Source organism: Streptomyces sp. WAC 01529 (assembly GCF_003945545.1).
GTDB lineage: Bacteria > Actinomycetota > Actinomycetes > Streptomycetales > Streptomycetaceae > Streptomyces > Streptomyces anatolicus.
Map to the genome: position 1 here is coordinate 7,129,006 of NZ_CP029617.1, position 25,427 is coordinate 7,154,432.

Genomic DNA, 25,427 nt, shown 5'->3' on the forward strand with positions numbered 1-25,427 from the left:
TTCACATACTCACAAGGTTCCGTTCGCCCGAGACGTACGGGATGTCAGCGGGGCGTGCTCTCATGGACACATGATCGAAGAGTTTTTGACGCAGGGCGTACGTGACGTGGAGGAGGCCCTCCGGAAGGCCGCGGCGGCCGAGGTGACCCCCCGGTTCCGGCAGCTCGCCGAGGGCGACGTGGTGGAGAAGAGCGGCCCGCACGACATGGTGACCGTGGCCGACCGCCGCGCCGAGGAGCGGCTGACCGAGGACCTGGCCGCCCTGCTGCCGGGTTCCGTCGTCGTGGGCGAGGAGGCGGTGCACGCCGACCCGTCGACGTACGAGGCGGTACGCGGCGAGGCCCCCGTGTGGATCGTCGACCCCGTGGACGGGACGCGCCAGTTCGTGCAGGGCGACCCCGGCTTCTGCATGCTCGTCGCCCTCGCGGTGGGCGGAGAGGTGCTGGCCTCCTGGACGTACGCCCCGGCGCTCGACCAGCTCGCCGTCGCCGTCCGCGGCAAGGGCGCCTGGCTGGACGGGCAGCGCCTGGTCGCGGGCGCGCCCGACCCGGGCCAGGAGCTCGAAGTGGCCACCTCTCACCCCGACTTCACCACCGAGGAGCAGAAGCGGGCGCTGCTCGGACTGCGCGTGGACGGCGTGCGCCCCCGGCCGTGCGGTTCGGCGGGCCTCGAGTACCTCGCCGTGGCGAAGGGGGAGTTGGACGCCGTCGCCTTCTCGTGGGAGCTGGCCTGGGACCACGCGGCGGGTCTGCTGCTCGTCGCCGAGGCCGGGGGAGACTCCCGGACGCTGACAGGCGAGCCGTTCCGCATCGGCGGGGGGAACGCGCTGCCGTTCACCGCGGCGCGCGACGCGGCCACGGCACGGCGCGTGGTGGACCTCCTCGCGAGCGGCGCCTGAGCGGCCGCCTATCCTGGGCGGCAGTGGCCGTCGGCTGACAAAGGAGTCCGAAGGTGCCGTCGATGCTTGATGCCGTCATCGTGGGAGCGGGGCCGAACGGCCTGACCGCCGCCGTCGAGCTGGCCCGCCGCGGCTTCTCCGTGGCCGTCTTCGAGGCCAACGGCACGGTGGGGGGCGGGGCGCGCACCGAAGAGCTGACGCTCCCCGGCTTCCGGCACGACCCCTGTTCCGCCGCCCACCCACTGGGCATCAACTCCCCGGCGTTCCGCGCCATGCCCCTGGAGCGGTACGGCCTTGAGTGGCTGCACGCCCCGCTGCCCATGGCGCACCCCTTCCCGGACGGCAGCGCCGCCGTGCTGTCCCGCTCCGTGGCCGAGACGGCCGCCTCCTTCGGGCCGCGCGACGCGGGGACGTACCGGAGGCTGGTGAAGCCGTTCCTGCCCAAGTGGGACGCGCTGGTGCGGGACTTCATGTCCCTGCCGATGAGTTCGCTGCCGCGCGATCCCGTCACCCTCGCCCGCTTCGGGCTCGCCGGGCTGCCCTCGTCGACCTGGCTGATGCGGCGCTTTTGCGACGACCGGGCCCGCGCGCTGTTCGCCGGGCTCGTCGCGCATGTCATCGCGCCGCTCGACGGCATCGTCACCGGCGGCGTCGGCCTGGTCTTCGCGCTCGCCGGGCACGCCCGCGGCTGGCCGGTCGCGCGCGGCGGCTCGCAGTCGATCTCCGACGCGCTCACCGCGTATCTGCTGGACCTCGGCGGCTCCGTCCACACGGACTACGAGGTCAAGCGGCTCGACGACCTGCCGCCCGCCCGCGCCTACGTCTTCGACACCTCGCCGACCGCGCTGGCCAGGATCGCCGGGCTCGGCGACGCCTATGAGCACTACCGGTACGGGGCCAGCGCCTTCAAGATCGATTACGCGCTCGACGGCCCCGTCCCCTGGACCGCCCAGGAGGCGCGGTCCGCCGGGACCGTGCACGTCGGCGCGAGCAGCGGGGAGATCGGCGCCGCGCTGCGCGCCGCGTCCCGCGAGGGCCGCGCCCCCGACGCGCCGTTCCTGATCACCGTGCAGCCCAGCATCGCCGACCCCTCCCGCGCCCCCGAGGGCAAGCACGTCTTCTGGGCGTACGGACACGTCCCGAACGGCTGGCAGGGCGACCTGACCGACGCGATGGAACGCCAGCTCGAGCGGTTCGCGCCCGGCTTCCGCGACCGCGTCCTCGCGCGCGCCACGGCCGGACCGCCCCAACTCGCCGCGGGCAACGCCAATTACGTGGGCGGCGACATCGCCTGCGGCGCCGCGAGCGGACTGCAACTGCTGCTGCGGCCCAAGCTCTCCCTCTTCCCCTACGGGACGAAGCACCCGGCCGTCTTCCTCTGCTCGTCCGCCACACCCCCGGGGCCCGGCGTCCACGGCATGTCCGGGCACAACGCCGCCAAGGCCGTGTGGAAGCGGCTGAGGGCCGTCTGAGGAGAAGCACGTGACCGTATCCCTCACCCTCGCCCAGGGCGACATCACGGCGCAGCACGCCGACGCCCTCGTCAACGCCGCCAACTCCTCGCTCCTCGGCGGAGGCGGCGTGGACGGCGCCATCCACCGGCGCGGCGGCCCCGAGATCCTCGCCGAGTGCCGGCGCCTGCGCGCCTCGCGGTACGGCAAGGGGCTGCCCACCGGCCAGGCCGTCGCCACCACCGCGGGCCGCCTCGACGCCGCCCATGTGATCCACACCGTCGGCCCCGTCTGGTCCGCCACCGAGGACCGCTCCACGCTGCTCGCCTCCTGCCACCGCGAGGCGCTGCGGGTCGCCGCCGAGCTGGGCGCGCGCACCCTCGCCTTCCCCGCGATCTCCACCGGCGTCTACCGCTGGCCCCTCGACGACGCCGCCCGCATCGCCGTGCGCACCGTGCGGGAGGCCGCCGACCCCGCGCTCTTCGACGAGGTGCGGTTCGTGCTCTTCGACCAAGCCGCCTACGACGCGTACGCCGAGGCGCTGGCCGCCGCGGACGGCTAGCGCCGCGCGGTCCTGGCAGCACGAGGTTGATGTCGGATTCTCGCCAGTCATACCCGGGGAAGTCCGCGATGCTTGAGCCCATGCACACCGACACCGAGCACTGTGTACGCGCCGTTCGGTCCAAGGACGCCCGCTTCGACGGCTGGTTCTTCACGGCCGTCGTCACCACCGGCATCTACTGCCGGCCCAGCTGCCCGGTCGTGCCGCCCAAGGCGGAGAACATGACCTTCTACCCGAGCGCCGCCGCCTGCCAGCAGGCCGGCTTCCGGGCCTGCAAGCGGTGCCGCCCCGACAGCAGCCCCGGCTCGCCCGAGTGGAACCAGCGGGCCGATCTCGTCGCCCGCGCCATGCGCCTGATCGGCGACGGAGTCGTCGACCGCGAGGGCGTCCCCGGCCTCGCCGCCCGGCTCGGCTACAGCGCCCGCCAGGTGGAGCGCCAGCTCCTCGCCGAACTGGGCGCGGGCCCCCTCGCGCTGGCCCGTGCCCAGCGCGCCCAGACCGCGCGGCTGCTCATCGAGACGACCGGGATGCCGATGGCCGAGATCGCCTTCGCCGCAGGCTTCTCCTCGATCCGCGCCTTCAACGACACCGTCCGCGAGGTCTTCGCGCTCGCCCCCGGGGAACTGCGCGCCCGAGCACCGAAACGGACCACCGGAGCCCCGGCCTCCGCCACCCCCGGCGTCCTCTCCCTGAGGCTGCCGTTCCGCGCCCCCCTCAACCCCGACAACCTCTTCGGGCACCTCATCGCGACCGGCGTACCGGGCGTCGAGGAGTGGCGCGACGGGGCCTACCGCCGGACCCTGAACCTCCCCTACGGGCACGGGGTCGCCGCCCTCACCCCGCACCCCGACCACATCGGCTGCCGCCTGAGCCTCACCGACCCGCGCGATCTGACCATCGCCATCAGCCGCTGCCGCCGCATGCTCGACCTCGACGCCGATCCGGCCGCCGTCGACGGCCAGTTGCGGAGCGACCCGCTGCTCGCGCCGCTCGTCGACAAGGCCCCGGGGCGGCGGGTGCCGCGCACGGTCGACGAGGCCGAGTTCGCCGTGCGCGCCGTCCTCGGCCAGCAGGTCTCCACGGCCGCCGCCCGCACCCACGCCGCCCGCCTGGTCACCGCGCACGGCGAGCGCGTCGAGGACGCCGAGGGCGGCCTCACCCACCTCTTCCCCACCCCCGAGGCGCTCGCCGCGCTCGACCCGGAGTCACTGGCCCTGCCCCGCAGCCGCCGCACCACGCTGACCACGCTCGTACGCCACCTCGCCGACGGCAGCCTCCGGCTCGGCGCGGAGAGCGGCTGGGACGAGGCCCGCGCCCGGCTCACCGAGCTGCCCGGCTTCGGGCCCTGGACGGTCGAGGTCATCGCGATGCGGGCGCTCGGCGACCCCGACGCCTTCCTCCCCTCCGACCTCGGCGTCCGGCGCGCCGCGAAGGAGCTGGGCCTGCCGCACACCCCGGCCGCGCTCACCGCGCGCGCCGCCGCCTGGCGCCCCTGGCGGGCGTACGCGGTGCAGTACCTGTGGGCCACCGACGCCCACCCCATCAACGTCATCCCCGCGTCAGGGGCGGAGACCAGAGTCATCCCCGCGTCAGGGACGAGAACCACCGGAGTCACCCCCGCGTAAGGGACGCACACGGAGAGCCAGGGACGGAAACGGAAGCATGGAACGCCTGCACACCCTCATCGACAGCCCCTACGGGCCGCTCACGCTCGTCGCCACCGACGGCGTCCTCAGCGGCCTCTACATGACCGAACAGCGCCACCGGCCCGCCGAGGAGACCTTCGGCGACCGCGATCCGGCGCCCTTCGGCGAGGCGATCAGCCAGCTGGAGGCCTATTTCGCGGGGGAGTTGAAGGACTTCGACCTGCCACTGCGCCTCGACGGCACACCGTTCCAGCGCACGGTCTGGGACGAACTCCGGAGGATCCCCTACGGCGAGACCCGTACGTACGGCGAACTCGCCGAGATCCTCGGCAAGCCCGGCGCCTCCCGCGCGGTCGGCCTCGCCAACGGCAAGAACCCGATCGGCGTCATCGTCCCCTGCCACCGCGTCGTCGGCGCCAACGGCAGCCTGACCGGGTACGGCGGCGGCCTCGCCCGCAAGCAGCAACTACTGGCCTTCGAGAACGGGGGCGCGGGCGGCGGCGAGGACGCGCTCTTCTGAGGCGCCCCGCCGCGCGGGATCAGCCGACCCGGTGCCCGTTCTCCAGCTCGGCCGGCCCGTCGCCGCGCTCCAGCACGTCGAGCGCGGCGCCCACCCGCCGGCCGAGCGCGCCGGGCAGCAGCTCGGCCAGCTCCTCGCGGGCCACCAGGCGCCAGGACAGCAGCTCCTCCTCCTGCAGCGTGATCGACTTCAGCTGCTCCGCGTCCAGCACCCCGCCGTCGTACAGATAGGCCACCAGCGGCGGCCGCGTCCGCTCGGTCCCCGGCGGCACCCAGTCCACCGCGAGCAGCGGCCCGAGCGTGACATCGAGCCCGATCTCCTCGGCCGTCTCCCTGCGCGCCCCCTGGCGGGGTGTCTCACCGTCGTCCGACTCGACGGTCCCGCCGGGCAGCGCCCAGCCCTCGCGGTAGTTCGGCTCGACGAGAAGGACGCGGCCCCCGCCGTCCCGGAAGAGGGCGGCGGCGCCGACGATGACGCGCGGCAGGCCTGCTATGTAGGTGGCGAAGTCTTGGGTGGTCATCGGGGAAGGGTAACGGTGACGGACTCCGGTGGCGGATCCCGGCGGGCCGGGGCTGATCGATCATTTCCATATCGTTGCGAGGTCGGCCATGGGCAGGGAGGCCCTTGGGCGGTTATGGTCGCAGCGGCGCGACTGCCTTGACTCGAGCAAGGCCGAAAGCAAGGGGAATGCAAGGTGGCGGACGCTGCAGGGACGGCGGGACGCGAGCAGCAGGCGCGGCGCGAGCAGGCGCGGCGGGAGCGGCACGTGCTCATCGCCGCGGACAAGTTCAAGGGTTCGCTCACGGCCGTGCAGGTCGCCGAGCGGGTGACGGCCGGGCTCCACCGCGCCGCCCCCGATGTGACCGTGGAGGCGCTGCCGGTCGCCGACGGCGGTGACGGCACGGTCGCCGCGGCCGTCGCGGGCGGCTTCGAGCGCCGGGAGGTCACCGTCACGGGACCGCTCGGCGACGAGGTGACGGCCGCGTACGCGCTGAAGGACGGCACGGCCGTGGTGGAGATGGCCGAGGCCTCGGGCCTCCAGCTGCTCCCCGAGGGCGTCTTCGCGCCGCTGACCTCCACGACGTACGGCTCCGGAGAGCTGATCCGCGCCGCGCTCGACGCGGGGGCCCGCACCCTCGTCTTCGGCGTCGGCGGCAGCGCCACGACCGACGGCGGCGCGGGCATGCTCGCCGCGCTCGGCGCGCGCTTCCTGGACGCGGACGGCGAGCCCGTCGCGCCGGGCGGCGGCCCGCTCAAGCAGCTGGCCACAGCCGACCTGTCGGGTCTCGACCCGCGTCTCAAGGACGTCGAGATCGTGCTCGCCAGCGATGTCGACAATCCGCTGACCGGGCCGAAGGGCGCGCCCGCCGTGTACGGGCCGCAGAAGGGGGCCTCTCCGGAGGACGTCGACGAGCTGGACGCGGCGCTCGCCCACTTCGCCGCGGTCCTGGAGAAGTCCATCGGCCCCAAGGCCGCCGAGTACGCGCAGTCGCCGGGCGCGGGCGCCGCGGGGGGCATCGGGTACGGCGCGCTCGTCGGGCTCGGGGCGAGTTTCCGGCCCGGCATCGAGGTCATGCTCGACGTGCTGGGGTTCGCTCCCGCGCTGGAGCGGGCCACCCTTGTGATCACCGGCGAGGGCTCGCTCGACGAGCAGACGCTGCACGGCAAGGCGCCCGCGGGGGTGGCCTCGGCGGCGCGTGCGGCGGGCGTCGAGGTCGTCGCCGTTTGCGGCCGCCTCGCGCTGCCTCCCGAGGCCCTTGGCAGGGCCGGGATTCGGCGGGCGTATGCGCTGACCGACATCGAGCCGGATGTGGCGCGGTGCATCGCCGAGGCGGGGCCGATTCTGGAGGCGCTGGCGGAGAATCTCGGGCGGGACTATCTGGCGTAGGGCCTTTGGGCGGGGGGCCGTCCAGTTTGCCTGGCTGGGGTTTTTCCCGGGTGCGAGGCCGTTGTGGTTGCTCGCGCAGTTCCCCGCGCCCCTTACGGGGCTTCCCCGGCGCCCCTTACGGGGCGGCCCCTACCCCGGTGACAGCCTGTGCGCCTCCACCGCCAGTGCCACCTCCACCAGGTCCCTCGGTCTCGCCAGGGACCGCGAGGTCAGTTGTTCCAGGCGGCGCAGGCGGTTGAAGACCGTGTTGCGGTGGCAGTACAGGCGGCCCGCCGCCCGGCCCGCCGAGCCCTCGCAGGCCAGCCACGCCTCCAGGGTCTCCAGGAGTACCGCCCGGTCCGCCGGTTCGAGCGTGAGGACCTCGCCGAGCACGTCCGTGACCAGGCGGCCCGCCAGCTCCGGCTGGCTCACCACCAGCGCGGTCGGCATCCGCTGGTCGAGGCGTACGATGCCGGTCGCGTCCGGCGGGCAGGTGCGCAGCGCCAGCTCCGCGAGCCGCCGGGCGTGGCCCAGCTCCGCGAGGCCTCCCACCACGGGGCTGATGCCGCCGGGGCCGGGGCACCGGCCGTCGAGCAGCCGGGCCAGGCCGTCGAGCCCCTCGTCCGCGCCGAGCGCGACCACGCCGACCTCGCAGTCCGTCCGCATCCGCCAGACGAAACGGAACCCCGGACGCTGGATCTGCCGGTGGAACGCCTCCCGCCCGTCCCGCCGCTCCACGCGCAGCACCACCACCGCGTACGGGCCGTGCTCGGGCAGGTCGAGACCGGCCGCCGCGCGCGCCGCGAGGCCCGGCGCGGTCTGCCCCTCCAGGAGCGCGTCGAGCAGCGCCTGCAACTGCTCGTCGGTGCGCCGCCGCAGCTCCAGCTCCGTCGCCCGGTACGCGTCGGACGCCACCGCGGCCTGCGCGTCGACCGCCGACCACACCATCGTCGCCGAGCGCATCAGGACCGCCAGCTTCTCGGGGTCCTTGCCCGCCACGCCCTCCAGGAGCGAGTCCCAGACCAGATAGCCCGCGTTGCGGTACGAGTGCACCACCAGGTCGAGCGGCAGGCCCTGCTGGGCCCGGCGCCTGCCCGCCTCCTCCGCGTACTCCAGATCGCGGCGCGGCGAGGCCCGCGGCGCCGAGATCGCCTCGATGCCGATCCGCATGGCCTCCTCGGCCTCGTGCCAGTGCACGTCGTACGGCAGGACGTGCCCGAACACCGGTGAGTGCTCGGCGAGTTGCCGCAGATGCTCGTCGACGAGCTCGGGCAGCCGGGGCAGCAGGGCCGTGCACGCCTCCTTGAGGAGCCTCCAGTCGTGCCCGGTCCGCGGCCTGCGGCCGTTCAAGGGCCCGGTCATGGATCCTCCCCATCGCCGCGCTCCAGGACGTCGTTGGTGCGGAGGATGCCATGGGGTGACCCGCTCCCGCAGGCCCCTGACACGCGGTGTTGTGCGCATGCACAACGTCGGGGCGCCGCCGCTGGTCTCCGGCAGCGTTTCCTCCGCTGCCCGTGGACGGGCCGCTCCCGCGGTGCTGGGGTGAGCGCCACGCGACGGCGGCCGAGCCGTGCGGGACTGGGGGTCGGGTACGTGGGTGGTTCCAATGTGGAGGGCTTCGGCGCGGGTGGCCGGAAGGGCGACGGCGCGGGCGCGGCCGGTTCGCGAGGCCTCAAGGCCGGAGGCGCGGCCGCGGCACGCGGCGCCGGACTCGTCGTACGCGAGGTGTCCGTCGGCTACGGCCCCGTACGCGCCCTGCGCCGCGTCTCGCTCGACGTGCCGGACGGCACCGTCGTCGCCGTGCTCGGCGGCAACGGCGCGGGCAAGTCGACGCTGCTGCGCGCCATTTCGCGCACGCTCTCCTTCCAGGGCGGCGCACTGACCTCGGGCGGCATCCACTTCGACGGCACCCGCGTCGACGGCCTCGCGCCGGACCGCGTGGTGGCCGCCGGAATCTCCCAGGTCCCGGAGGGAAGGCGGGTGTTCGCCCGGATGACCGTCACCGACAACCTGCGCGCCGGGGCGCTCGGCTCCTCCGGGTCGCGCGCGGCCAAGGCGGACGCCCTGCGCCGCGTCCACGAACTCTTCCCGGTCCTCGCCGAGCGCGGCACCCAGCGCGCCGGACTGCTCTCCGGCGGTGAACAGCAGATGCTCGCGGTCGGCAGGGCGCTCATGGCCTCGCCGCGCCTGCTCCTCCTCGACGAACCCTCCCTCGGCCTCGCCCCGCTGATGGCCGCCCGCATCGCCGACACCATCGGGGAGATCAACGCCCAGGGCACCTCGGTCCTGCTCGTCGAACAGAACGCCGCGCTCGCGCTGCGGCTCGCCTCACGGGCGTACGTCCTCGACGTCGGCGAGGTCGCCCTGTCCGGCCCGGCGGACGAGCTGGCCGCCTCCGACGAGGTGCGCCGCCGCTACCTCGGCGTGGTCGACGAGGACGCCGCGGCCGACGCCACCCGGGGCATCGGCGCACTGCCGACGCTGCCGCGCTGGGAGGCCGGACGGTGACCGAAGAACCCGTACCGTCTCTGGAAGTCAGCGAGTTGACCGTCCGTTTCGCCGGGCTCACCGCGCTGGACGCCGTCAGCTTCACCGTCCGCCCCGGCACCGTGCACGCCCTCATCGGGCCCAACGGCGCGGGCAAGTCCACCTGCTTCAACGTCCTGTCCGGCGTCTACCGCGCCACCAGCGGCAGCGTCCGCTTCGGTGAGCACGAACTCACCGGCATGCGCCCGCACCAGATCGCCGGACTCGGCGTCGCCCGGATCTTCCAGAACCTCGCCCTGCCGCCCCGCGCCACGGTCGTCGACAGCCTGCTGCTCGGCCGCCACCGCCTGACCCGCACCGGCTTCATCGCCGCGGGCCTGCGCCTTCCCTCGGCGGCCCGCGAGGAGCGGCTGCACCGCGAACGCGTCCGCGAGATCGCCGCGTTCGTCGGCCTGGAACGCCAACTCGACCTGCCCGCAGGCTCCTTGCCCTACGGCCAGCAGAAACTCGCCGAACTGGCCCGGGCCCTGTGCATGGAGCCGCGCCTGCTGCTCCTCGACGAGCCCGTCGCCGGCATGACCGCCGACGAGCGGCGCCGCACGGCCGCGGTCATCGCGGGCGTCCGCGACAGCCTCGGCATCTCGATCGTCCTGGTGGAACACGACATGGGGGTGGTGATGCGGCTCGCGGACGCGGTGACCGTACTCGACTTCGGACGCCGCATCGCCGACGGCGCACCCGGCGACGTACAGAACGACCCGGCGGTCATCCGCGCCTACCTGGGCGAGAGCAACGACCGCGACGACGCCGACCGACCCGGCGAGGAGGACACCCGCTCATGACCACCTTCACCGAACTCCTCCTCAACGGCCTCTCCATGGGCTCCGTCTACGCCCTCATCGCCCTCGGCTTCGTCGTCATCTTCCGCGCCACCGAAGTGGTGAACTTCGCGCACGCCTCCCTGCTCCTGGCGGGCGGCTACATCACCGCGTCCCTCCACGACGACCTCGGCTTCTGGCCGGCGCTGCTCGTCGGCATCGCGGGCGCCGCGGTCGTCGGGGCGGCCGTCGAGTTCCTGGTCATGCGCCGCTACCGGGGCACCGACCACAGCGTCCTCGCCATCGTCACCATCGGCGTCGACATCCTGCTGACCACCGAGCTGACCCGCCGCCTCGGCACCGACGTGCTGCCGCTCGGCGACCCCTGGGGCGACGACGTGCTGACCGTCGGCCCGATCTCCCTCGCGCACACCCGCATCGCCGCGTTCGCCGCCGCGGCCCTGCTCATCACCGTCTTCCTGCTCGCCTTCCGCTACACCTCCTGGGGCGTGGCGATGCGCGCCGCCGCCGAGAGCCCCGAGACCGCGGCGCTGATGGGCGTCCGGCTCGGGCGCGTCTCGCTCGGCGCGTGGGCGGTGGCGGGCGCCCTGGCCGCCGTGGCCGCGCTCTTCCTCACCGTCTTCCCGACGCCGGGCCTGGAGCGCGCCACGTCGCTCGCCGCCCTGAAGGCCTTCCCCGCCGCGATCCTCGGCGGCCTCGACTCCACCACCGGAGCCCTCGTCGGCGGTCTTGTCGTCGGCGTCACCGAATCCCTCGCCACCGGCTACCAGAGCGAGCTGACCTTCCTCGGCCGCGGCCTCGGCGACCTCGCGCCCTACCTCGTCATGACCGTGATCCTGCTGATCCGGCCCGCCGGGCTCTTCGGCACGAAGGAGCTCGCCCGTGTCTGACATCCGCCGCACCTGCGTACGGGCGGCCGCGGCCGTAGTGCTGCTCGCCCTGCCCTTCTACCTGGACCGCTTCTGGCTCCAGGCGGGCCTGTTCGCGATGGCCGCCGCGATCGGCGCGATCGGCATCAACCTCCTCACCGGCGCGACCGGCCAGCTCTCCATGGGCCACGCCTTCTTCCTCGCGATCGGCGCGTACGGCTACTGCGTACTCGCCGGGGACGGCGGCGACGGTCTGACCGGGCTCGGGCTGCCGACCTGGCTCGCCGCCGCCCTCGCCGTGGCGCTCGCCGGGCTCGCGGGCGGGCTCTTCAGCCCCATCGCGGGCCGGCTGCGCGGCGCCTACCTCGGCATCGCGACCCTGGCGCTGATCTTCATCGGGCAGCACGTGCTGTTCAACGCGCACGACCTGACGGGCGGCTCGAACGGGCGTGACGTACCGCCGCTGAACCTCTTCGGCCTCACCTTCGACGAAAGCGAGACCGTCGTCGCCGCCGTACCGTTCGGCTCCGCCGAGAAGCTCTGGTACGCCGGTCTGGTGCTGCTCCTGGCCTGCGGACTCTTCGCCCGCGGCGTGCTGCGCGGACGGCCGGGGCGCGCCATGAACGCCATCCGTGACCACCGCGTGGCCGCCGGTGTCATCGGCGTGCCGGTGGCCCGCTACCGCGCCGGGGTCTTCGTCCTCTCGTCGATGTACGCGGGCCTCGCCGGGGTGCTGCTCGCCCTCGTCTTCCAGCGGACCGTGCCCGACTACTTCGGCATGACGCTCTCCCTGGAGTACCTCGCGATGATCGTCATCGGCGGCCTCGGCTCGGTCTCCGGAGCGGTCGCGGGCGCGGCCCTCGTCTCCCTGCTGCCGCAGCTGCTGACCCGGTACAGCGACGCGCTGCCCCTCGTCTCGGCGCCGGGCACCGGCGGGATCTCGCCGGGTGAGGCGTCCCGGTATCTGTACGGCGCCGCCGTCGTCGCGGTGGTGCTCTTCCTGCCCGGCGGCCTGGTGCGGCTCACCGCCCGCCGCCGCGGCCCCACCCCGGACACTCCGGACGATCCGGCAACTTCAGTCACTCCGCGCACACCACGCACACCAGGCACACCAGGGGAGACAGCATGAACGCACTGACCCGGGCCACGGCGGCCACCACCGCGCTCGCCGCCCTCCTCGCGCTCTCGGCGTGCAGCTCGAAGGCGAAGGACGGCGACGACGACGGCAGGACGGCGGGCGGGGTGAAGACCGGCGAGGGCATCTCGGGCAAGACGATCAATCTCGGCGTGCTCACCGACATGACCGGCGTCTACGCCACCCTCGGCAAGAGCGTCACCCAGGCCCAGCAGCTCTACGTCGACAAGACCAACAAGGACGGCGGCATCTGCGGCCACAAGCTGAAGCTCACCGTCCGCGACCACGGCTACGACCCGCAGAAGGCGGTCGCCGCCTACACCGAGCTGGAACCGAAGGTCCTCGGCTTCGCCCAGTTCATCGGCTCGCCGTTCGTCGCCGCCGTCAAGCAGCGCATCGACGCCGACAAGGCCCTCGTCCTGCCGCAGGCCTGGTCGGCGAACCTCCTGGGCAGCCCGTATGTGCGGGTCATCGGATCCACGTACGACCTGGAGACGATCAACGCGATCGACTTCCTGATGAAGGAGAAGGGCCTGAAGAAGGGCGACAAGCTCGGTCACGTCTACTTCGAGGGCGACTACGGCGAGAGCGCCCTGAAGGGCTCCGAGTACATGGCCGAGGAGGCGGGCCTGACCGTCGTCGAGCAGAAGATCAAGCCGACGGACAATGACATGACCGCGCAGGTCTCCGCCCTGAAGAAGGCGGGCGTCAAGGCCGTCGTGATCAGCGCGGGCCCGCGCCAGGCGGCCTCCCTGGTCGGCGTCGCCGCGGCCGGCCGCTTCGACGTGCCCGTCATCGGCAACAACTCGGCGTTCGCCCCGCAGCTCCTCGCCACCCAGTCGGGCCCCGCCCTGCAGAAGAACTACTACGTCGCCTCGCCCACGCTGCCCATCGGCGCGGAGACCGCGGCGGCGGAGAAGCTCGTCGCCGACTACAAGAAGGCCCACCCGAAGGACTCCCTCGACAACGGCGTCGTGGCGGGCTGGACGGCCGCCTCCGTCTTCGGCGAGGCCCTGAAGAAGGCCTGCGAGGACAAGGACCTCACGCGCGACGGCGTCGACAAGGCGCTGCTGACCCTCGACGGCTTCGACTCGGGCTTCGGCGTCACCCAGGACTTCACCGACCCCAAGGCCCCCTCGTCCAAGGAGAGCGTGATCCTCCAGCCGGACAAGAAGGCGACGGGCGGCATGAAGGTGGTCCGCGAGCCGCAAGCGGCGAAGGCGGCGCAGGGATACAGCGCCGATCAGAGCCCGTCCGGCGATTGAGGACGAGCCCGAAGGGCGACAAGAGGGCAAGCAAAGGGGGCCCGGACCATCAGGTCCGGGCCCCCAGGGCGACGTACGGAAAACTACGGCAACTGCGCCGCACGGGCCTCGCGCCGGTTGTCGCGGAAGTTGTTCACCCTCCGAGCCGTGGCGAAGAGGGGAATCACCGCCCCGAGGACGAGCTGGAGCGCACAGCCGGTCTGGAGGAGCAGCTGACCGCCCGGCGCCTCGAAGGCCCAGGCCGCGAGGAGCCCCATGGCCGCGACGATCCAGGCGAGCATGGCCACCGCGAGGGGGCCCCGCGGCTTGGGGTACTCGACGCGGCTGACCATGAGCCAGGCCGTGCCGATGATCGCGAGGAGGGTCGCCACGAAGGGCAGTTCCAGGAGCACGATCGAGACGACCGTCAGCGCCCCGAAGGGCGAGGGCATGCCCTGGAAGGTGCCGTCCTTCACGGTCACGCAGGAGAACCGCGCAAGCCGCAGCACCACCGCCAGGAGCACCACGATCGCGCCCACCGCCGCCACCCGCTGGTGCGCGTCGTCCGCGACCATGCCGTAGACGAGGACGAAGTACGCGGGGGCCAGACCGAAGCTGATCAGGTCCGAGAGGTTGTCCAGCTCGGCGCCCATCGGCGAGGACCGCAGCTTGCGTGCCACGAGCCCGTCGAAGAGGTCGAAGACGGCCGCGCAGAGCATCAGGATCACGGCGGTCGCGGCGGAGTGCCGCGCCATGCCGCTCTCGTTGCTGCCCTGGAGGTGCGGGATGAGGATGCCCGTGGTGGTGAAGTACACCGCCATGAAGCCGCACGTGGCGTTGCCGAGCGTGAGCGTGTCCGCTATCGACAGGCGCAGTGACAGCGGCATCTCGTCGGCGTCGTGGGACGCGTCCTCCTGCGCCGCCTCCGACGCCCAGCCGGCCTGTGTCTCAGGATCAACCACGGTCAATGCGAGTCACCCCTGCCACGGTCTTCTGACCGACCTCGACGTCCACCTCGACACCCTCGGGGAGGTAGATGTCGACGCGGGAGCCGAAACGGATCAGGCCGATCCGCTCGCCCTGCTCCACCTTCGTGCCCTGCGGCACGTACGGCACGATGCGCCGTGCGACCGCGCCCGCGATCTGGATCATCTCGATGTCGCCGAGCTCGGTGTCGAAGTGCCAGACAACGCGTTCGTTGTTCTCGCTCTCCTTGTTGAACGCCGGGACGAACCCGCCGGGGATGTGCTCCACGGACGTCACCGTGCCCGCGAGGGGCGCGCGGTTGACGTGGACGTTCAGGGGGCTCATGAAGATGGCGACGCGGGTACGCCCGTCCTTCCACGGCATGATGCTCTGCACCACGCCGTCGGCGGGGGAGATGACCCGGCCCTGAGCGATCTCGCGCTCGGGGTCGCGGAAGAACCACAGCATTCCCGCCGCCAGCGCGGTGGCGGGAACGGCGACGGCGGCGGCACCCTTCGAACGGCGCGCGCGGGCGAGGCTGAGTGCCGCGGTGGCGACGGTCGGCAGGAGCCACGGCGATGCTCCGCGAGCAAGGCGTCCCTGAAGAATGCCGTCGCGTGGTGCAGAGGTTTGGCTGTGGGGCATGGATGACCTTCGTAGCGGATGATGCCGCGCGGTGATACGGGGGACGGCGGCTTTCTCCGGATGGTATCGGTTGCGAGCCACAACTGGGCAAGCGAGGAAGCCGAGTCGACGGCCGAAGAGTGTTGACAGGGTGTGATCTTCTTCGCGAAGAAAACACCCCAAACCGGGCATCTAGCCCTGGAATCGATACTCTTCGAGCAGTCGACGACCAATGATCATTTTCTGGATCTCGGCGGTACCTTCACCGATCAGCAGCATCGGCGCTTCCCTGTAGAGGCGCTCGATCTCGTACTCCTTCGAGAAGCCGTAACCGCCGTGAATCCTGAACGCGTCCTCGACGACTTCCTTGCAGTACTCGGAGGCGAGGTACTTCGCCATCCCCGCTTCGAGGTCGTTTCGCTCCCCGGAGTCCTTTTTGCGTGCTGCGTTGACCATCATCGCATGAGCGGCCTCGACCTTGGTAGCCATCTCGGCCAGCTTGAACTGAATCGCCTGGTGCTGGGCGATCGGCTTGCCGAAAGTGTGGCGTTGCTGGGCATATGAGACGCCCAGCTCAAACGCACGCTGAGCGACGCCGCAGCCACGGGCCGCGACATTCACGCGGCCGACCTCTACACCGTCCATCATTTGGTAAAACCCTCGGCCGGTGACCCCGCCGAGCACGCGATTGGCCGGAATTCGCAGGTCGTCCATGATGAGCTCGGTCGTGTCGACGCCCTTGTAGCCCATCTTGTCGATCTTGCCCGGGATGGTCAGACCGGGGCGGACCTCGCCGAAGCCCGGCTCCTTCTCCACGAGGAACGTCGTCATCGACTTGTGCGGGGCGGTGCCCTCAGGGTGTCCTTCGTCACTACGGCACAGAACGGCCACCAAAGTGGACGTACCGCCGTTCGTGAGCCACATCTTCTGGCCGTTCAGGACGTACTCGTCGCCGTCCTTCACACCCTTGGACGTGATCGCCGACACATCGGAGCCGAGGGCCGGCTCCGACATGGAGAACGCGCCGCGCACCTCGCCGGCCGCCATCCGCGGCAGGAAGGTCTCCCGCTGCTCCTGCGTGCCGTGCTGCTTGAGCATGTAGGCGACGATGAAGTGGGTGTTGATGATGCCGGACACCGACATCCAGCCACGCGCTATCTCCTCGACACACAGCGCGTACGTGAGCAGCGACTCGCCCAGGCCGCCGTACTCCTCCGGGATCATCAGGCCGAAGAGGCCCAACTCCTTGAGGCCGTCGACGATTTTCTGCGGGTACTCGTCACGGTGCTCCAGCTCGGTCGCGACAGGGATGATCTCCTTGTCGACGAAGTCACGGACCGTGGAAAGGATCTCCTGCTGGACGTCGGTGAGACCTGCGGTCTGCGCGAGTCGGCTCATGGCTACTTCTCCGTGCTCTCGGCGCTCTTGGAAGGGGTGTTCAGCTCCGGGCGGCCGGGCTGCTCGCCGCCGCGCTCCTTGATGTAGGTCTCGGTGGGCACCATCACCTTGCGGCGGAAGACGCAGACCAGGGTGCCGTCCTGCTTGTACCCCTTGGTCTCCACGTAGACGATCCCACGGTCGCTCTTGGACTTCGAGGGAGTCTTGTCCAGGACGGTCGTCTCGCCGTAGATCGTGTCGCCGTGGAAGGTCGGCGCCACGTGCTTGAGCGACTCGACCTCCAGGTTGGCGATGGCCTTTCCGGAGACGTCCGGGACGGACATGCCGAGGAGCAGCGAGTAGATGTAGTTGCCCACGACGACGTTCTTGCCGAAGTCGGTCGTCTTCTCCGCATAGTTGCTGTCCATGTGGAGGGGGTGGTGGTTCATGGTGAGCAGGCAGAAGAGGTGGTCGTCGTACTCGGTGACCGTCTTCCCGGGCCAGTGCTTGTACACGGCGCCGACTTCGAACTCTTCGTAGGTGCGGCCGAACTGCATGGTGTCTTACGCCTCCGGGGCCTCGAACTTGGACGTGCGGGTCATCCCGGCCGCACGGCCCTTCCCGGAGATGACCAGCGCCATCTTCCGGCTCGCCTCGTCGATCATCTCGTCGCCGAGCATCGCCGAGCCCTTCTTGCCGCCCGCCTCGGACGTGTAGTACTCGTACGCGTCCAGGATCAGCTCGGCGTGGTCGAAGTCCTCCTGCGAGGGCGAGAAGACCTCGTTGGCGGCCTCCACCTGGCCGGGGTGCAGGACCCACTTGCCGTCGAAGCCGAGGGCGGCGGCGCGGTTCGCGACCTCGCGGTAGCCGTCGACGTTCTTGATCTGGAGGTAGGGGCCGTCGATCGCCTGGAGGTCGTTGGCGCGGGCGGCCATGAGGATCTTCATCAGGATGAAGTGGTAGGCGTCCGCGGGGTAGCCGGGCGGCTGCTCGCCGACGACCAGGGACTTCATGTTGATGGAGGCCATGAAGTCGGCCGGGCCGAAGATGATCGTCTCGACGCGGGGCGAGGCCTCGGCGATCGCGTTGACGTTGTTGAGGCCGCGCGCGTTCTCGATCTGCGCCTCGATGCCGATCTTGCCGACCTCGAAGCCCATCGTCTTCTCGATCTGGGTGAGCAGCAGGTCGAGGGCGACGACCTGGTCGGCCGTCTGCACCTTCGGCAGCATGATGCAGTCGAGGTTCTGGCCCGCGCCCTCGACGACCGTGACGACATCGCGGTACGTCCACTCGGTCGTCCAGTCGTTGACGCGCACCACGCGCGTCTTGCCCGTCCAGTCGCCCTCGTTCAGGAACTTGACGATGGTGTGCCGCGCCTCCGGCTTGGCGAGGGGCGCGCAGGCGTCCTCCAGGTCGAGGAAGACCTGGTCGGCGGGGAGGCCCTGGGCCTTCTCCAGGAAGCGCGGGTTCGAGCCCGGTACGGCCAGACAGGAGCGCCGGGGGCGGAGACGGTTCACGGTCATGCGGGGACCTCCAGAGGGTCGAGCTTGTTCGCTTTCCGGATCTCGTCGACGATACGGCCGATGATCTCCGTGATGCCGAAGTCCTTGGGGGTGAAGACGGCGGCGACACCCGCCGCCAGCAGGTCCTCGGCGTCGCTGTTGGGGATGATGCCTCCCGCGATGACGGGAATGTCGCGGGCGCCCGCCTCGCGCAGGCGCACCAGGACGTCCGGCACGAGTTCGGCGTGCGACCCGGAGAGGATCGACAGGCCCACCGCGTGCACGTCCTCGGCGAGCGCCGCGTCGACGATCTGCTCGGGCGTGAGCCTGATCCCCTGGTAGACCACCTCGAAGCCGGCGTCACGCGCGCGCACCGCGATCTGCTCGGCCCCGTTGGAGTGCCCGTCGAGACCCGGCTTGCCGACCAGGAAGCGGAGCTTGCCGGTGCCGAGGTCGGCGGCCGTCTTGGCGACCTTCTCGCGGACCAGGGCGAGCGGTGTGCCCTCCTCCGCGGTGACGGCCACGGGAGCGCTGGAGACGCCCGTGGGCGCCCGGAACTCCCCGAAGACCTCCCGCAGGGCGCCGGCCCACTCGCCGGTCGTCACACCGGCGCGTGCGCACTCCAGGGTGGCCTCCATGAGGTTGCCCGTGCCCGCGGCCACCTCCTTGAGCCGCTCCAGGGCCTTGCACGGGCGGGGGTGGTTGAACGGCGGCTGGTAGCGGTTGTCGCGCCAGTCCTTGAGGGCGTTCACCACGCGCGCCTCGACCGCCGGGTCGACCGTCATGATCGCCCCGTCCAGGTCCGCGGTGAGCGGGCTCGGCTCGGTGGACTCGTAGGAGTTCACACCGACGATCTTCTCCTGGCCGGACTCGATGCGCGCCCGGCGCTCGGCGTGCGAGGAGACGAGCTGCGACTTCAGATAGCCCGACTCGACGGCGGCCATCGCGCCGCCCATCCGCTCGATGCGGTCCATCTCCGCGAGGGACTCCTCGACGAGGGAGGCGACCTTGGCCTCGACGACGTGCGAGCCCTCGAAGATGTCCTCGTACTCCAGAAGGTCGCTCTCGTGTGCGAGGACCTGCTGGATGCGCAGGGACCACTGCTGGTCCCAGGGGCGCGGCAGCCCCAGCGCCTCGTTCCAGGCGGGCAGCTGCACGGCACGCGCGCGTGCGTCCTTGGAGAGGGTGACGGCCAGCATCTCCAGGACGATCCGCTGGACGTTGTTCTCGGGCTGCGCCTCCGTGAGACCCAGGGAGTTGACCTGCACGCCGTAGCGGAAGCGGCGCTGCTTCGGGTTCTCGATGCCGTACCGCTCGCGCGTGACCTGATCCCAGATCCGCCCGAACGCCCGCATCTTGCACATCTCCTCGATGAAGCGGACACCCGCGTTCACAAAGAAGGAGATGCGGGCCACGACGTCCCCGAACTTCTCCTCGGGGACCTGCCCTGAGTCGCGTACGGCATCGAGAACCGCGATGGCGGTGGACATCGCGTACGCGATCTCCTGGACCGGCGTGGCCCCCGCCTCCTGGAGGTGGTAGCTGCAGATGTTGATGGGGTTCCACTTGGGGATGTGGGCCACCGTGTACGTGATCATGTCGGTGGTCAGCCGCAGCGAGGGAACCGGCGGGAAGACGTGCGTCCCGCGCGAGAGGTACTCCTTGACGATGTCGTTCTGCGTCGTCCCCTGGAGCTGGGTGATGTCCGCCCCCTGCTCCTCCGCGACCACCTGATAGAGCGCCAGGAGCCACATGGCGGTGGCGTTGATCGTCATCGAGGTGTTCATCTGCTCCAGGGGGATGTCCTGGAACAGGCGCCGCATGTCGCCGAGGTGGGAGACCGGCACGCCGACCCGGCCGACCTCGCCGCGGGCGAGGATGTGGTCGGGGTCGTAACCGGTCTGGGTGGGCAGGTCGAAGGCGACCGAGAGGCCCGTCTGACCCTTGGCGAGGTTGCGCCGGTACAGCTCGTTGGACGCCTCCGCCGTGGAATGACCGGCGTACGTCCGCATGAGCCACGGCCGGTCCTTCTGGCGCTCTGTCATGTCCCGCTGCTCCTTAGGGCGTTCAGACGTTCCGGAAGCGGTTGATGGCGTCGATGTGCTGGGCCCGCTTCTCCGGGTCGCGGACGCCGAGGCCCTCCTGGGGGGCGAGCGCGAGGACGCCGACCTTGCCCTGGTGGAGGTTGCGGTGGACGTCGTAGGCGGCCTGGCCGGTGTCCTCCAGGGAGTACACCTTCGAGAGCGTCGGGTGGATCTTGCCCTTGGCGATCAGGCGGTTGGCCTCCCACGCCTCGCGGTAGTTGGCGAAGTGGGAGCCGATGATGCGCTTGAGGGACATCCACAGGTAGCGGTTGTCGTACTCGTGCATGTAGCCGGAGGTCGAGGCGCAGGTGGTGATGGTGCCGCCCTTGCGGGTGACGTACACCGAGGCGCCGAAGGTCTCGCGGCCCGGGTGCTCGAAGACGATGTCGATGTCCTCGCCGCCGGTCAGCTCGCGGATGCGCTTGCCGAAGCGCTTCCACTCCTTGGGGTCCTGGGTGTGCTCGTCCTTCCAGAACTTGTAGCCCTCGGCGTTGCGGTCGATGATCGCGTCGGCGCCCATGGCGCGGCAGATCTCCGCCTTCTGGGGGCTGCTCACCACGCAGATGGGGTTGGCGCCGCCCGCGAGCGCGAACTGCGTGGCGTAACTGCCGAGTCCGCCGCTCGCGCCCCAGATCAGGACGTTGTCGCCCTGCTTCATGCCGGCGCCGTTGCGGGAGACCAGCTGGCGGTAGGCGGTGGAGTTCACCAGGCCGGGCGAGGCGGCCTCCTCCCAGCTCAGGTGGTCCGGCTTCGGCATCAGCTGGTTGGACTTGACGAGCGCGATCTCGGCGAGGCCGCCGAAGTTGGTCTCGAAGCCCCAGATGCGCTGCTCGGGGTCGAGCATCGTGTCGTTGTGGCCGTCCGAGGACTCCAGTTCGACGCTCAGACAGTGCGCGACGACCTCGTCACCGGGCTTCCAGGAGTTCACGCCGGGGCCGGTGCGCAGCACCACGCCCGCGAGGTCCGAGCCGATGATGTGGTACGGCAGGTCGTGGCGCTTGCTCAGCTCGCTGAGCCGGCCGTAGCGCTCCAGGAAGCTGAAGGTGGAGACGGGCTCGAAGATCGAGGTCCACACGGAGTTGTAGTTCACCGAGGAGGCCATGACGGCCACCAGGGCCTCGCCGGGCCCGAGTTCGGGGACCGGCACGTCGTCCAGGTGGATCGACTTGCGCGGGTCCTTGTCGCGGGTCTCGAGGCCCGCGAACATCTCCGTCTCGTCCTTGTGCACGGTGATCGCGCGGTACGAGTCGGGCAGGGGGAGAGCGGCGAAGTCGGCGGACTCGGTGTCCGGGGACTGAATCGCGTCCAGGATTTCCTTCACGGTGTTGCCTCCGGCGAAGAAGCGCCTTGCGGGGGCGCTGCTTGAGGGTTGCGGCGGGGTGCTTGTGGTGCGGTGGAGGTGTGCCGTCGGTTCGGCGAAGGGTGGTGCTCGGCGACGCCTTGGTGGGGCGCGGGAGGTGCCTGTGACGCAGGCGTCCGGGCGCACAAGCCGGGGCTTGAGGGGACAGCCGGCGTACGGAGGATCTCTGTACGCCGGCCGCCCGGACAACATCAACGTATGGCACCGCGTGCCAGTCGGCAAGACACTGGGTGCCAGTATTTTTTGACCGATGATCGATCAGTGCAGGTCAGAGGGGGTGACGGCATGACTGAGGGGTCGCTACCGATCAGTAGCGACCCCTCAAAAGCCAAGGACGAAATGGGTGAAACGGGTTAAGAAGCCCGCTCCCTGAGCGCCTTCTCGATGGTCCGCATGACCTCGTCGAGCGGCGCGTCCGTACGTGCCACCGTGACCAGGACCTCACCCTGCGCGGACACCGTCGCCGGGGCCGCCGCGGGCACCGAGTCGCGCCCCGCGCCGATGCCCGTCCCGAACGTGCGCCGCACGATCGCGAAGGCGTGGTCCAGATGCCGCTCCACGTCGCCCTGGCCGCCGGCCCGCAGCCAGCGGCGCAGGACGTGGTTGTGGGCCGTGACCACCGCGGACGCGGCGACCTCGGCGAGCAGCGGGTCGTCGTTGCCGTCGTGGTGCGCGTGCTCGTCGAAGTGGCCGAGGAGATAGCGGGTGAAGAGCCGTTCGTAACGGGCCACCGAGGCGATCTCGCGCTCGCGGAGCGTGGGCACCTCGCGGGTGAGGCGGTAGCGCTCCACGGAGACCGCGGGCGAGGCCGCGTACATCTTCATGACTTCCTTGATGCCGCGGCACACCGTGTCCAGCGGGTGCTCGTGCGGGGGAGCGGCGTTGAGCACCGCCTCCGCGCGGATCAGGGTGTCGTCGTGGTCGGGGAAGATCGCCTCTTCCTTGGAGCGGAAGTGCCGGAAGAAGGTCCGGCGGGCCACCCCGGCGGCGGCGGCGATCTCGTCCACCGTCGTCGCCTCGTACCCCTTGGTCGCGAACAGCTCCATGGCCGCGGCCGCCAGCTCCCTGCGCATCTTGAGCCGTTGGGCGGCGGCCCGGCTGCCCGCGGCGCTTTCCGGAGCGTCGGGCGTAGCGGGCGTACGTGAGGACTTGGCGGCCTTGGACATGCCACGAACGTACTGCATATGCGCGGCGCGGTGCTCCCGAGGGACGGGGCCGCCCGGGGGCCCGAGCAGCCCGCCCCAGTCCGCCCGCGCCCCCCGGTGCTCCTCGGCCGGCTCAGCGCCGGGCATATTCGCGGAAGCCACGGCCCGTCTTGCGGCCGAGGCAGCCCGCGGCCACCAGGTGTTCGAGCAGCGGCGCCGGGGCCAGGCCCGGGTCGCGGAACTCGCGGTGCAGGACCTTCTCGATCGCCAGCGAGACGTCCAGGCCCACGACGTCGAGCAGCTCGAAGGGGCCCATGGGGTAGCCGCCGCCGAGCTTCATCGCGGCGTCGATGTCGTCGAGCGTGGCGTAGTGCTCCTGGACCATCTTGATCGCGTTGTTGAGGTAGGGGAACAGCAGCGCGTTCACGATGAAGCCAGCGCGGTCGCCGCAGTCCACCGGGTGCTTGCGGATGGTCGCGCAGACCTCGCGGACCGTGGCGTGCACGTCGTCCGCGGTCAGCACGGTGCGGACCACCTCGACGAGCTTCATCGCCGGGGCCGGGTTGAAGAAGTGCATGCCGATCACGTCGCGCGGGCGCGTGGTGGCGCGGGCACAGGCCACCACCGGCAGCGACGAGGTGGTGGTCGCCAGGATCGCGCCCGGCTTGCAGACCTTGTCGAGCGCCTGGAACAGCTGCTGCTTGATCTCCAGGTCCTCGGCGATCGCCTCAAGCGCCAGGTCGACGTCGGCGAAGGCCTCGTAGGAACCGGCCGGAGTGATCCGGTCCAGGGTCTTCGCCGCGGCCTCGGCCGTCATCCTGCCCTTGTCGACGGAGCGCGAGAGGGACTTGCCGATACGGGCCTTCGCGGTCTGGGCCTTCTCGTCGGTGCGCGCGGCGAGCACCACGTCGTAACCGGCCTTGGCGAAGACCTCCGCGATGCCGGACGCCATCGTCCCCGAGCCCGCGACACCGACGGAGCGGACGGTACGCCCCTGGACGCGCCGCTCGCCCTCCAGCGGGGTCAGCGCGTCGGGCACCACGTCCGCGCTGCCCGGCTCGGCGTACGTGTAGAAGCCGCGCCCCGCCTTGCGGCCGGTCAGGCCCGCCTCGCTGAGCTGCTTGAGGATGGGCGCGGGCGCGTGCAGCCGGTCGCGCGACTCGGCGTACATGGCGTCGAGGACCGTGCGCGCGGTGTCCACACCGATCAGGTCGAGCAGCGCGAGCGGGCCCATCGGCAGTCCGCAGCCCAGCTTCATCGCGGCGTCGATGTCCTCGCGGGAGGCGTACTTCGCCTCGTACATCGCGGCGGCCTGGTTGAGGTAGCCGAAGAGCAGCCCGTCGGCGACGAAGCCGGGCCGGTCGCCGACCGCGATGGGCTCCTTGCCCAGAGCGTGCGCGAGGTCGGTGACCGCGGCGACCGCGGCGGGGGAGGTCAGCACGGACGAGACGACCTCGACGAGCTTCATCGCGGGCGCCGGGTTGAAGAAGTGCAGGCCCAACACCCGCTCCGGGCACGCCGACTCGGCGGCCAGCCGGGTCACGGACAGCGCGTTGGTGCCGGTCGCGATGATCGTCTCGGGGCGCACCACGCCGTCCAGCTCGCGGATGATCTGCTGCTTGATCTCGTACGACTCCGGGGCGACCTCGATCACCAGGTCGGCGTCGGCGGCGGCCCGCGGATCGGTGAAGGTGCGGAAGCGGGCGAGGATGTCGCGCCGCTCCTCCTCGGTGAGGCGCTCGCGGCGCACGGCACGGGCGGTCGAGGTCTCCAGGGCCGTGACCGCCTGGGTGGCCGCCGCCTGGCTGATGTCGATGCCGATGACCTCACGGCCCGCGCGGGCCAGGACCTCGGCGATTCCGGTGCCCATGGTGCCCAGACCGATGACGGCGACCGTGTTCAAGGGAGTGTCCATGCGTGGACTCCAGAAGAGAGTGACGACTGAGGGGCGCACGCGGACACAGGAGCTGTCGCGGGGCGTGCGGAAAGGGGGTGTCGTGGCCGGGCGGCGCGAAGGTCCACGCCCGGTGAGAGGCCGACCGGCTCTGTCCCGGAGCCATGCCGTACTGGAGATACCGAACCGACTAACACCCACGACGGCTGCGTCACCAGGCCGTCGCGAGGAGGTGCTCACGGGGAGTGTGCCCCGCTCACATGAGATTAACCGCCGAGTAACGAGCGCGCCAGCCCGCGGAGATCCCCGATCTCTGTGATCTACATCGCGACCGCCGCGCAACGCTTAGGCTCGCGGCCATGGATGAGGAGTTGCGGACGGTGATGAGTCGTTTACGCCGTGAGGCGGGGGCCTCGCCCGAGTACGAGAGGCTGGTCGCGACCGGCGACCTCGACGAACTGGCCGAGGTGCTCGTCTCTCCCGGGCAGCCCCTGTGGGCGCGGGAGTTGGTGGCGGTCCGGCTCGGCGTGGCCGGGGACCGCAGGGCCTTCGAGTCGCTCGTCCTCCTCCTCAACCACCGGGACCCCCCGCGGTGCGCCGCCGCCGCCCACGCCCTGGCCCGGCTCGGCGACCCCCGCACGGCACGCGCCGCGGCGGCCCTCGCGACCAACGAACTCCGCGTCGCCTACGCCCTCCACCCCGTGCGCCTGCTGACGGAGCTGCGCGCCCCGGAGTCGGCGCCCGCGCTGATCACCACGCTGCGCCGCAGACTCGCGCCGCACGACCCCTACGGCAAGATCGCGCTCGCCTGCGTGGAAGGGCTCGGCGCACTGGGCGACGGGCGGGCCCGCCCGGTCCTGACCGAGGCGTGCGGCCACCCCAGGCTCGCCGCGGCGGCCGCGGCGGCGCTGGCGCGGCTGCCGGAGTGAGACCGCTGCCGAAGTGAGGCCGCGGCGA

Annotated in this window: 23 protein-coding genes; 12 read left to right on the top strand and 11 right to left on the bottom strand. The window is 71.4% G+C overall.

The annotated features are described in order from the left end of the window. Positions 1–70 precede the first annotated feature (70 nt). The 5 genes from DMA15_RS31690 to DMA15_RS31710 all read left to right on the top strand — a co-directional run bounded on the left by DMA15_RS31690 (position 71) and on the right by DMA15_RS31710 (position 5,077). A complete protein-coding gene (locus DMA15_RS31690; RefSeq protein WP_125516121.1) occupies positions 71–898 on the top strand; it encodes an inositol monophosphatase family protein in 828 nt (275 codons plus the stop codon). A gap of 62 nt (positions 899–960) precedes the next feature. Continuing rightward, a complete protein-coding gene (locus DMA15_RS31695) occupies positions 961–2,370 on the top strand; it encodes an NAD(P)/FAD-dependent oxidoreductase (RefSeq protein ID WP_164551866.1) in 1,410 nt (469 codons plus the stop codon). Between the two features lie 10 nt (positions 2,371–2,380). Next, complete coding sequence (locus DMA15_RS31700) at positions 2,381–2,911, top strand: O-acetyl-ADP-ribose deacetylase (RefSeq protein WP_125516123.1); 531 nt, start codon at positions 2,381–2,383, stop codon at positions 2,909–2,911. 80 nt (positions 2,912–2,991) lie between these two features. After that, positions 2,992–4,536, top strand: a complete 1,545-nt coding sequence (locus tag DMA15_RS31705) for an AlkA N-terminal domain-containing protein (protein WP_125516124.1) — start codon at positions 2,992–2,994, stop codon at positions 4,534–4,536. A gap of 37 nt (positions 4,537–4,573) precedes the next feature. Then, positions 4,574–5,077, top strand: a complete 504-nt coding sequence (locus tag DMA15_RS31710) for a methylated-DNA--[protein]-cysteine S-methyltransferase (protein WP_125516125.1) — start codon at positions 4,574–4,576, stop codon at positions 5,075–5,077. A gap of 19 nt (positions 5,078–5,096) precedes the next feature. Here the strand turns inward: DMA15_RS31710 and DMA15_RS31715 are convergent, their stop codons facing one another. Beyond that, on the bottom strand, positions 5,097–5,597 hold the full coding sequence (locus tag DMA15_RS31715) for an NUDIX hydrolase (RefSeq protein WP_125516126.1): 501 nt from the start codon (positions 5,595–5,597) through the stop codon (positions 5,097–5,099). A gap of 246 nt (positions 5,598–5,843) precedes the next feature. Here DMA15_RS31715 and DMA15_RS31720 point away from each other — a divergent pair, with 246 nt between their 5' ends. Then, positions 5,844–6,965, top strand: coding sequence for a glycerate kinase (locus DMA15_RS31720; RefSeq protein ID WP_125518134.1), 1,122 nt, complete (start codon positions 5,844–5,846; stop codon positions 6,963–6,965). Positions 6,966–7,094: 129 nt separating this feature from the next. On the opposite strand, the gene DMA15_RS31725 is transcribed toward DMA15_RS31720, so the two are convergent. Beyond that, a complete protein-coding gene (locus DMA15_RS31725) occupies positions 7,095–8,294 on the bottom strand; it encodes a helix-turn-helix domain-containing protein (protein WP_125518135.1) in 1,200 nt (399 codons plus the stop codon). A gap of 375 nt (positions 8,295–8,669) precedes the next feature. On the opposite strand from DMA15_RS31725, the gene DMA15_RS31730 reads away from it, so the two are divergent. From DMA15_RS31730 to DMA15_RS31750, 5 genes are read left to right on the top strand one after another with little or no spacing between them, the layout of a single operon-like run. Beyond that, entirely contained in the window at positions 8,670–9,452 is a 783-nt protein-coding gene (locus tag DMA15_RS31730; protein WP_125518136.1) for an ABC transporter ATP-binding protein, read from the top strand. Next, positions 9,449–10,273: an ABC transporter ATP-binding protein gene (locus DMA15_RS31735; RefSeq protein WP_240660052.1), complete on the top strand. Its 825-nt coding sequence runs from the start codon at positions 9,449–9,451 to the stop codon at positions 10,271–10,273. Before DMA15_RS31730 ends, DMA15_RS31735 begins: the two co-directional genes overlap by 4 nt. Next, on the top strand, positions 10,270–11,160 hold the full coding sequence (locus tag DMA15_RS31740; protein WP_125516128.1) for a branched-chain amino acid ABC transporter permease: 891 nt from the start codon (positions 10,270–10,272) through the stop codon (positions 11,158–11,160). The genes DMA15_RS31735 and DMA15_RS31740 overlap by 4 nt, the downstream gene beginning before the upstream one ends. Further along, the gene (locus DMA15_RS31745) at positions 11,153–12,268 is read left to right on the top strand and encodes a branched-chain amino acid ABC transporter permease (protein ID WP_206302881.1); all 1,116 of its coding nucleotides are present in this window, start codon (positions 11,153–11,155) and stop codon (positions 12,266–12,268) included. Before DMA15_RS31740 ends, DMA15_RS31745 begins: the two co-directional genes overlap by 8 nt. After that, positions 12,265–13,539 (top strand): ABC transporter substrate-binding protein, encoded by a 1,275-nt coding sequence (locus tag DMA15_RS31750; RefSeq protein WP_125516129.1) that lies wholly within the window; start codon positions 12,265–12,267, stop codon positions 13,537–13,539. The genes DMA15_RS31745 and DMA15_RS31750 overlap by 4 nt, the downstream gene beginning before the upstream one ends. Before the next feature lie 83 nt (positions 13,540–13,622). On the opposite strand, the gene pssA is transcribed toward DMA15_RS31750, so the two are convergent. The 9 genes from pssA to DMA15_RS31795 all read right to left on the bottom strand — a co-directional run bounded on the left by pssA (position 13,623) and on the right by DMA15_RS31795 (position 24,491). Beyond that, positions 13,623–14,486 (bottom strand): CDP-diacylglycerol--serine O-phosphatidyltransferase, encoded by an 864-nt coding sequence (gene pssA, locus DMA15_RS31755; protein WP_125516130.1) that lies wholly within the window; start codon positions 14,484–14,486, stop codon positions 13,623–13,625. Continuing rightward, a complete protein-coding gene (locus DMA15_RS31760; RefSeq protein WP_078593758.1) occupies positions 14,473–15,129 on the bottom strand; it encodes a phosphatidylserine decarboxylase in 657 nt (218 codons plus the stop codon). The genes pssA and DMA15_RS31760 overlap by 14 nt, the downstream gene beginning before the upstream one ends. A gap of 171 nt (positions 15,130–15,300) precedes the next feature. Then, a complete protein-coding gene (locus DMA15_RS31765; protein ID WP_125516131.1) occupies positions 15,301–16,506 on the bottom strand; it encodes an acyl-CoA dehydrogenase family protein in 1,206 nt (401 codons plus the stop codon). Between the two features lie 2 nt (positions 16,507–16,508). Beyond that, positions 16,509–17,042, bottom strand: coding sequence for a MaoC family dehydratase (locus DMA15_RS31770; RefSeq protein WP_125516132.1), 534 nt, complete (start codon positions 17,040–17,042; stop codon positions 16,509–16,511). A 6-nt stretch (positions 17,043–17,048) separates the two neighbouring features. After that, positions 17,049–18,008 carry a CoA ester lyase gene (locus DMA15_RS31775; protein WP_125516133.1) on the bottom strand — a complete coding sequence of 320 codons (960 nt, stop codon included), beginning with the start codon at positions 18,006–18,008 and terminating at the stop codon, positions 17,049–17,051. Further along, a complete protein-coding gene (locus tag DMA15_RS31780) occupies positions 18,005–20,032 on the bottom strand; it encodes a protein meaA (RefSeq protein ID WP_125516134.1) in 2,028 nt (675 codons plus the stop codon). Before DMA15_RS31780 ends, DMA15_RS31775 begins: the two co-directional genes overlap by 4 nt. A 22-nt stretch (positions 20,033–20,054) precedes the next feature. After that, on the bottom strand, positions 20,055–21,392 hold the full coding sequence (ccrA, locus tag DMA15_RS31785) for a crotonyl-CoA carboxylase/reductase (protein WP_125516135.1): 1,338 nt from the start codon (positions 21,390–21,392) through the stop codon (positions 20,055–20,057). A 392-nt stretch (positions 21,393–21,784) separates the two neighbouring features. Continuing rightward, complete coding sequence (locus tag DMA15_RS31790; RefSeq protein ID WP_240660053.1) at positions 21,785–22,597, bottom strand: TetR family transcriptional regulator; 813 nt, start codon at positions 22,595–22,597, stop codon at positions 21,785–21,787. A gap of 112 nt (positions 22,598–22,709) precedes the next feature. Beyond that, positions 22,710–24,491, bottom strand: coding sequence for a 3-hydroxyacyl-CoA dehydrogenase (locus DMA15_RS31795; RefSeq protein ID WP_125516137.1), 1,782 nt, complete (start codon positions 24,489–24,491; stop codon positions 22,710–22,712). A 338-nt stretch (positions 24,492–24,829) separates the two neighbouring features. On the opposite strand from DMA15_RS31795, the gene DMA15_RS31800 reads away from it, so the two are divergent. Beyond that, entirely contained in the window at positions 24,830–25,399 is a 570-nt protein-coding gene (locus tag DMA15_RS31800) for an adenylosuccinate lyase (protein ID WP_125516138.1), read from the top strand. The last annotated feature ends 28 nt before the right edge of the window (positions 25,400–25,427 follow it).

Bases quoted from the DNA above. Each gene is read 5' to 3' on its own strand.
- DMA15_RS31690 (WP_125516121.1), top strand. From the start codon at position 71: ATGATCGAAGAGTTTTTGACGCAGGGCGTACGTGACGTGGAGGAGGCC.
- DMA15_RS31695 (WP_164551866.1), top strand. From the start codon at position 961: ATGCTTGATGCCGTCATCGTGGGAGCGGGGCCGAACGGCCTGACCGCC.
- DMA15_RS31705 (WP_125516124.1), top strand. From the start codon at position 2,992: ATGCACACCGACACCGAGCACTGTGTACGCGCCGTTCGGTCCAAGGAC.
- DMA15_RS31710 (WP_125516125.1), top strand. From the start codon at position 4,574: ATGGAACGCCTGCACACCCTCATCGACAGCCCCTACGGGCCGCTCACG.
- DMA15_RS31715 (WP_125516126.1), bottom strand. From the start codon at position 5,597: ATGACCACCCAAGACTTCGCCACCTACATAGCAGGCCTGCCGCGCGTC.
- DMA15_RS31740 (WP_125516128.1), top strand. From the start codon at position 10,270: ATGACCACCTTCACCGAACTCCTCCTCAACGGCCTCTCCATGGGCTCC.
- DMA15_RS31750 (WP_125516129.1), top strand. From the start codon at position 12,265: ATGAACGCACTGACCCGGGCCACGGCGGCCACCACCGCGCTCGCCGCC.
- DMA15_RS31760 (WP_078593758.1), bottom strand. From the start codon at position 15,129: ATGCCCCACAGCCAAACCTCTGCACCACGCGACGGCATTCTTCAGGGA.
- DMA15_RS31765 (WP_125516131.1), bottom strand. From the start codon at position 16,506: ATGAGCCGACTCGCGCAGACCGCAGGTCTCACCGACGTCCAGCAGGAG.
- DMA15_RS31770 (WP_125516132.1), bottom strand. From the start codon at position 17,042: ATGCAGTTCGGCCGCACCTACGAAGAGTTCGAAGTCGGCGCCGTGTAC.
- DMA15_RS31775 (WP_125516133.1), bottom strand. From the start codon at position 18,008: ATGACCGTGAACCGTCTCCGCCCCCGGCGCTCCTGTCTGGCCGTACCG.
- DMA15_RS31780 (WP_125516134.1), bottom strand. From the start codon at position 20,032: ATGACAGAGCGCCAGAAGGACCGGCCGTGGCTCATGCGGACGTACGCC.
- DMA15_RS31790 (WP_240660053.1), bottom strand. From the start codon at position 22,597: ATGTCCAAGGCCGCCAAGTCCTCACGTACGCCCGCTACGCCCGACGCT.
- DMA15_RS31795 (WP_125516137.1), bottom strand. From the start codon at position 24,491: ATGGACACTCCCTTGAACACGGTCGCCGTCATCGGTCTGGGCACCATG.
- DMA15_RS31800 (WP_125516138.1), top strand. From the start codon at position 24,830: ATGGATGAGGAGTTGCGGACGGTGATGAGTCGTTTACGCCGTGAGGCG.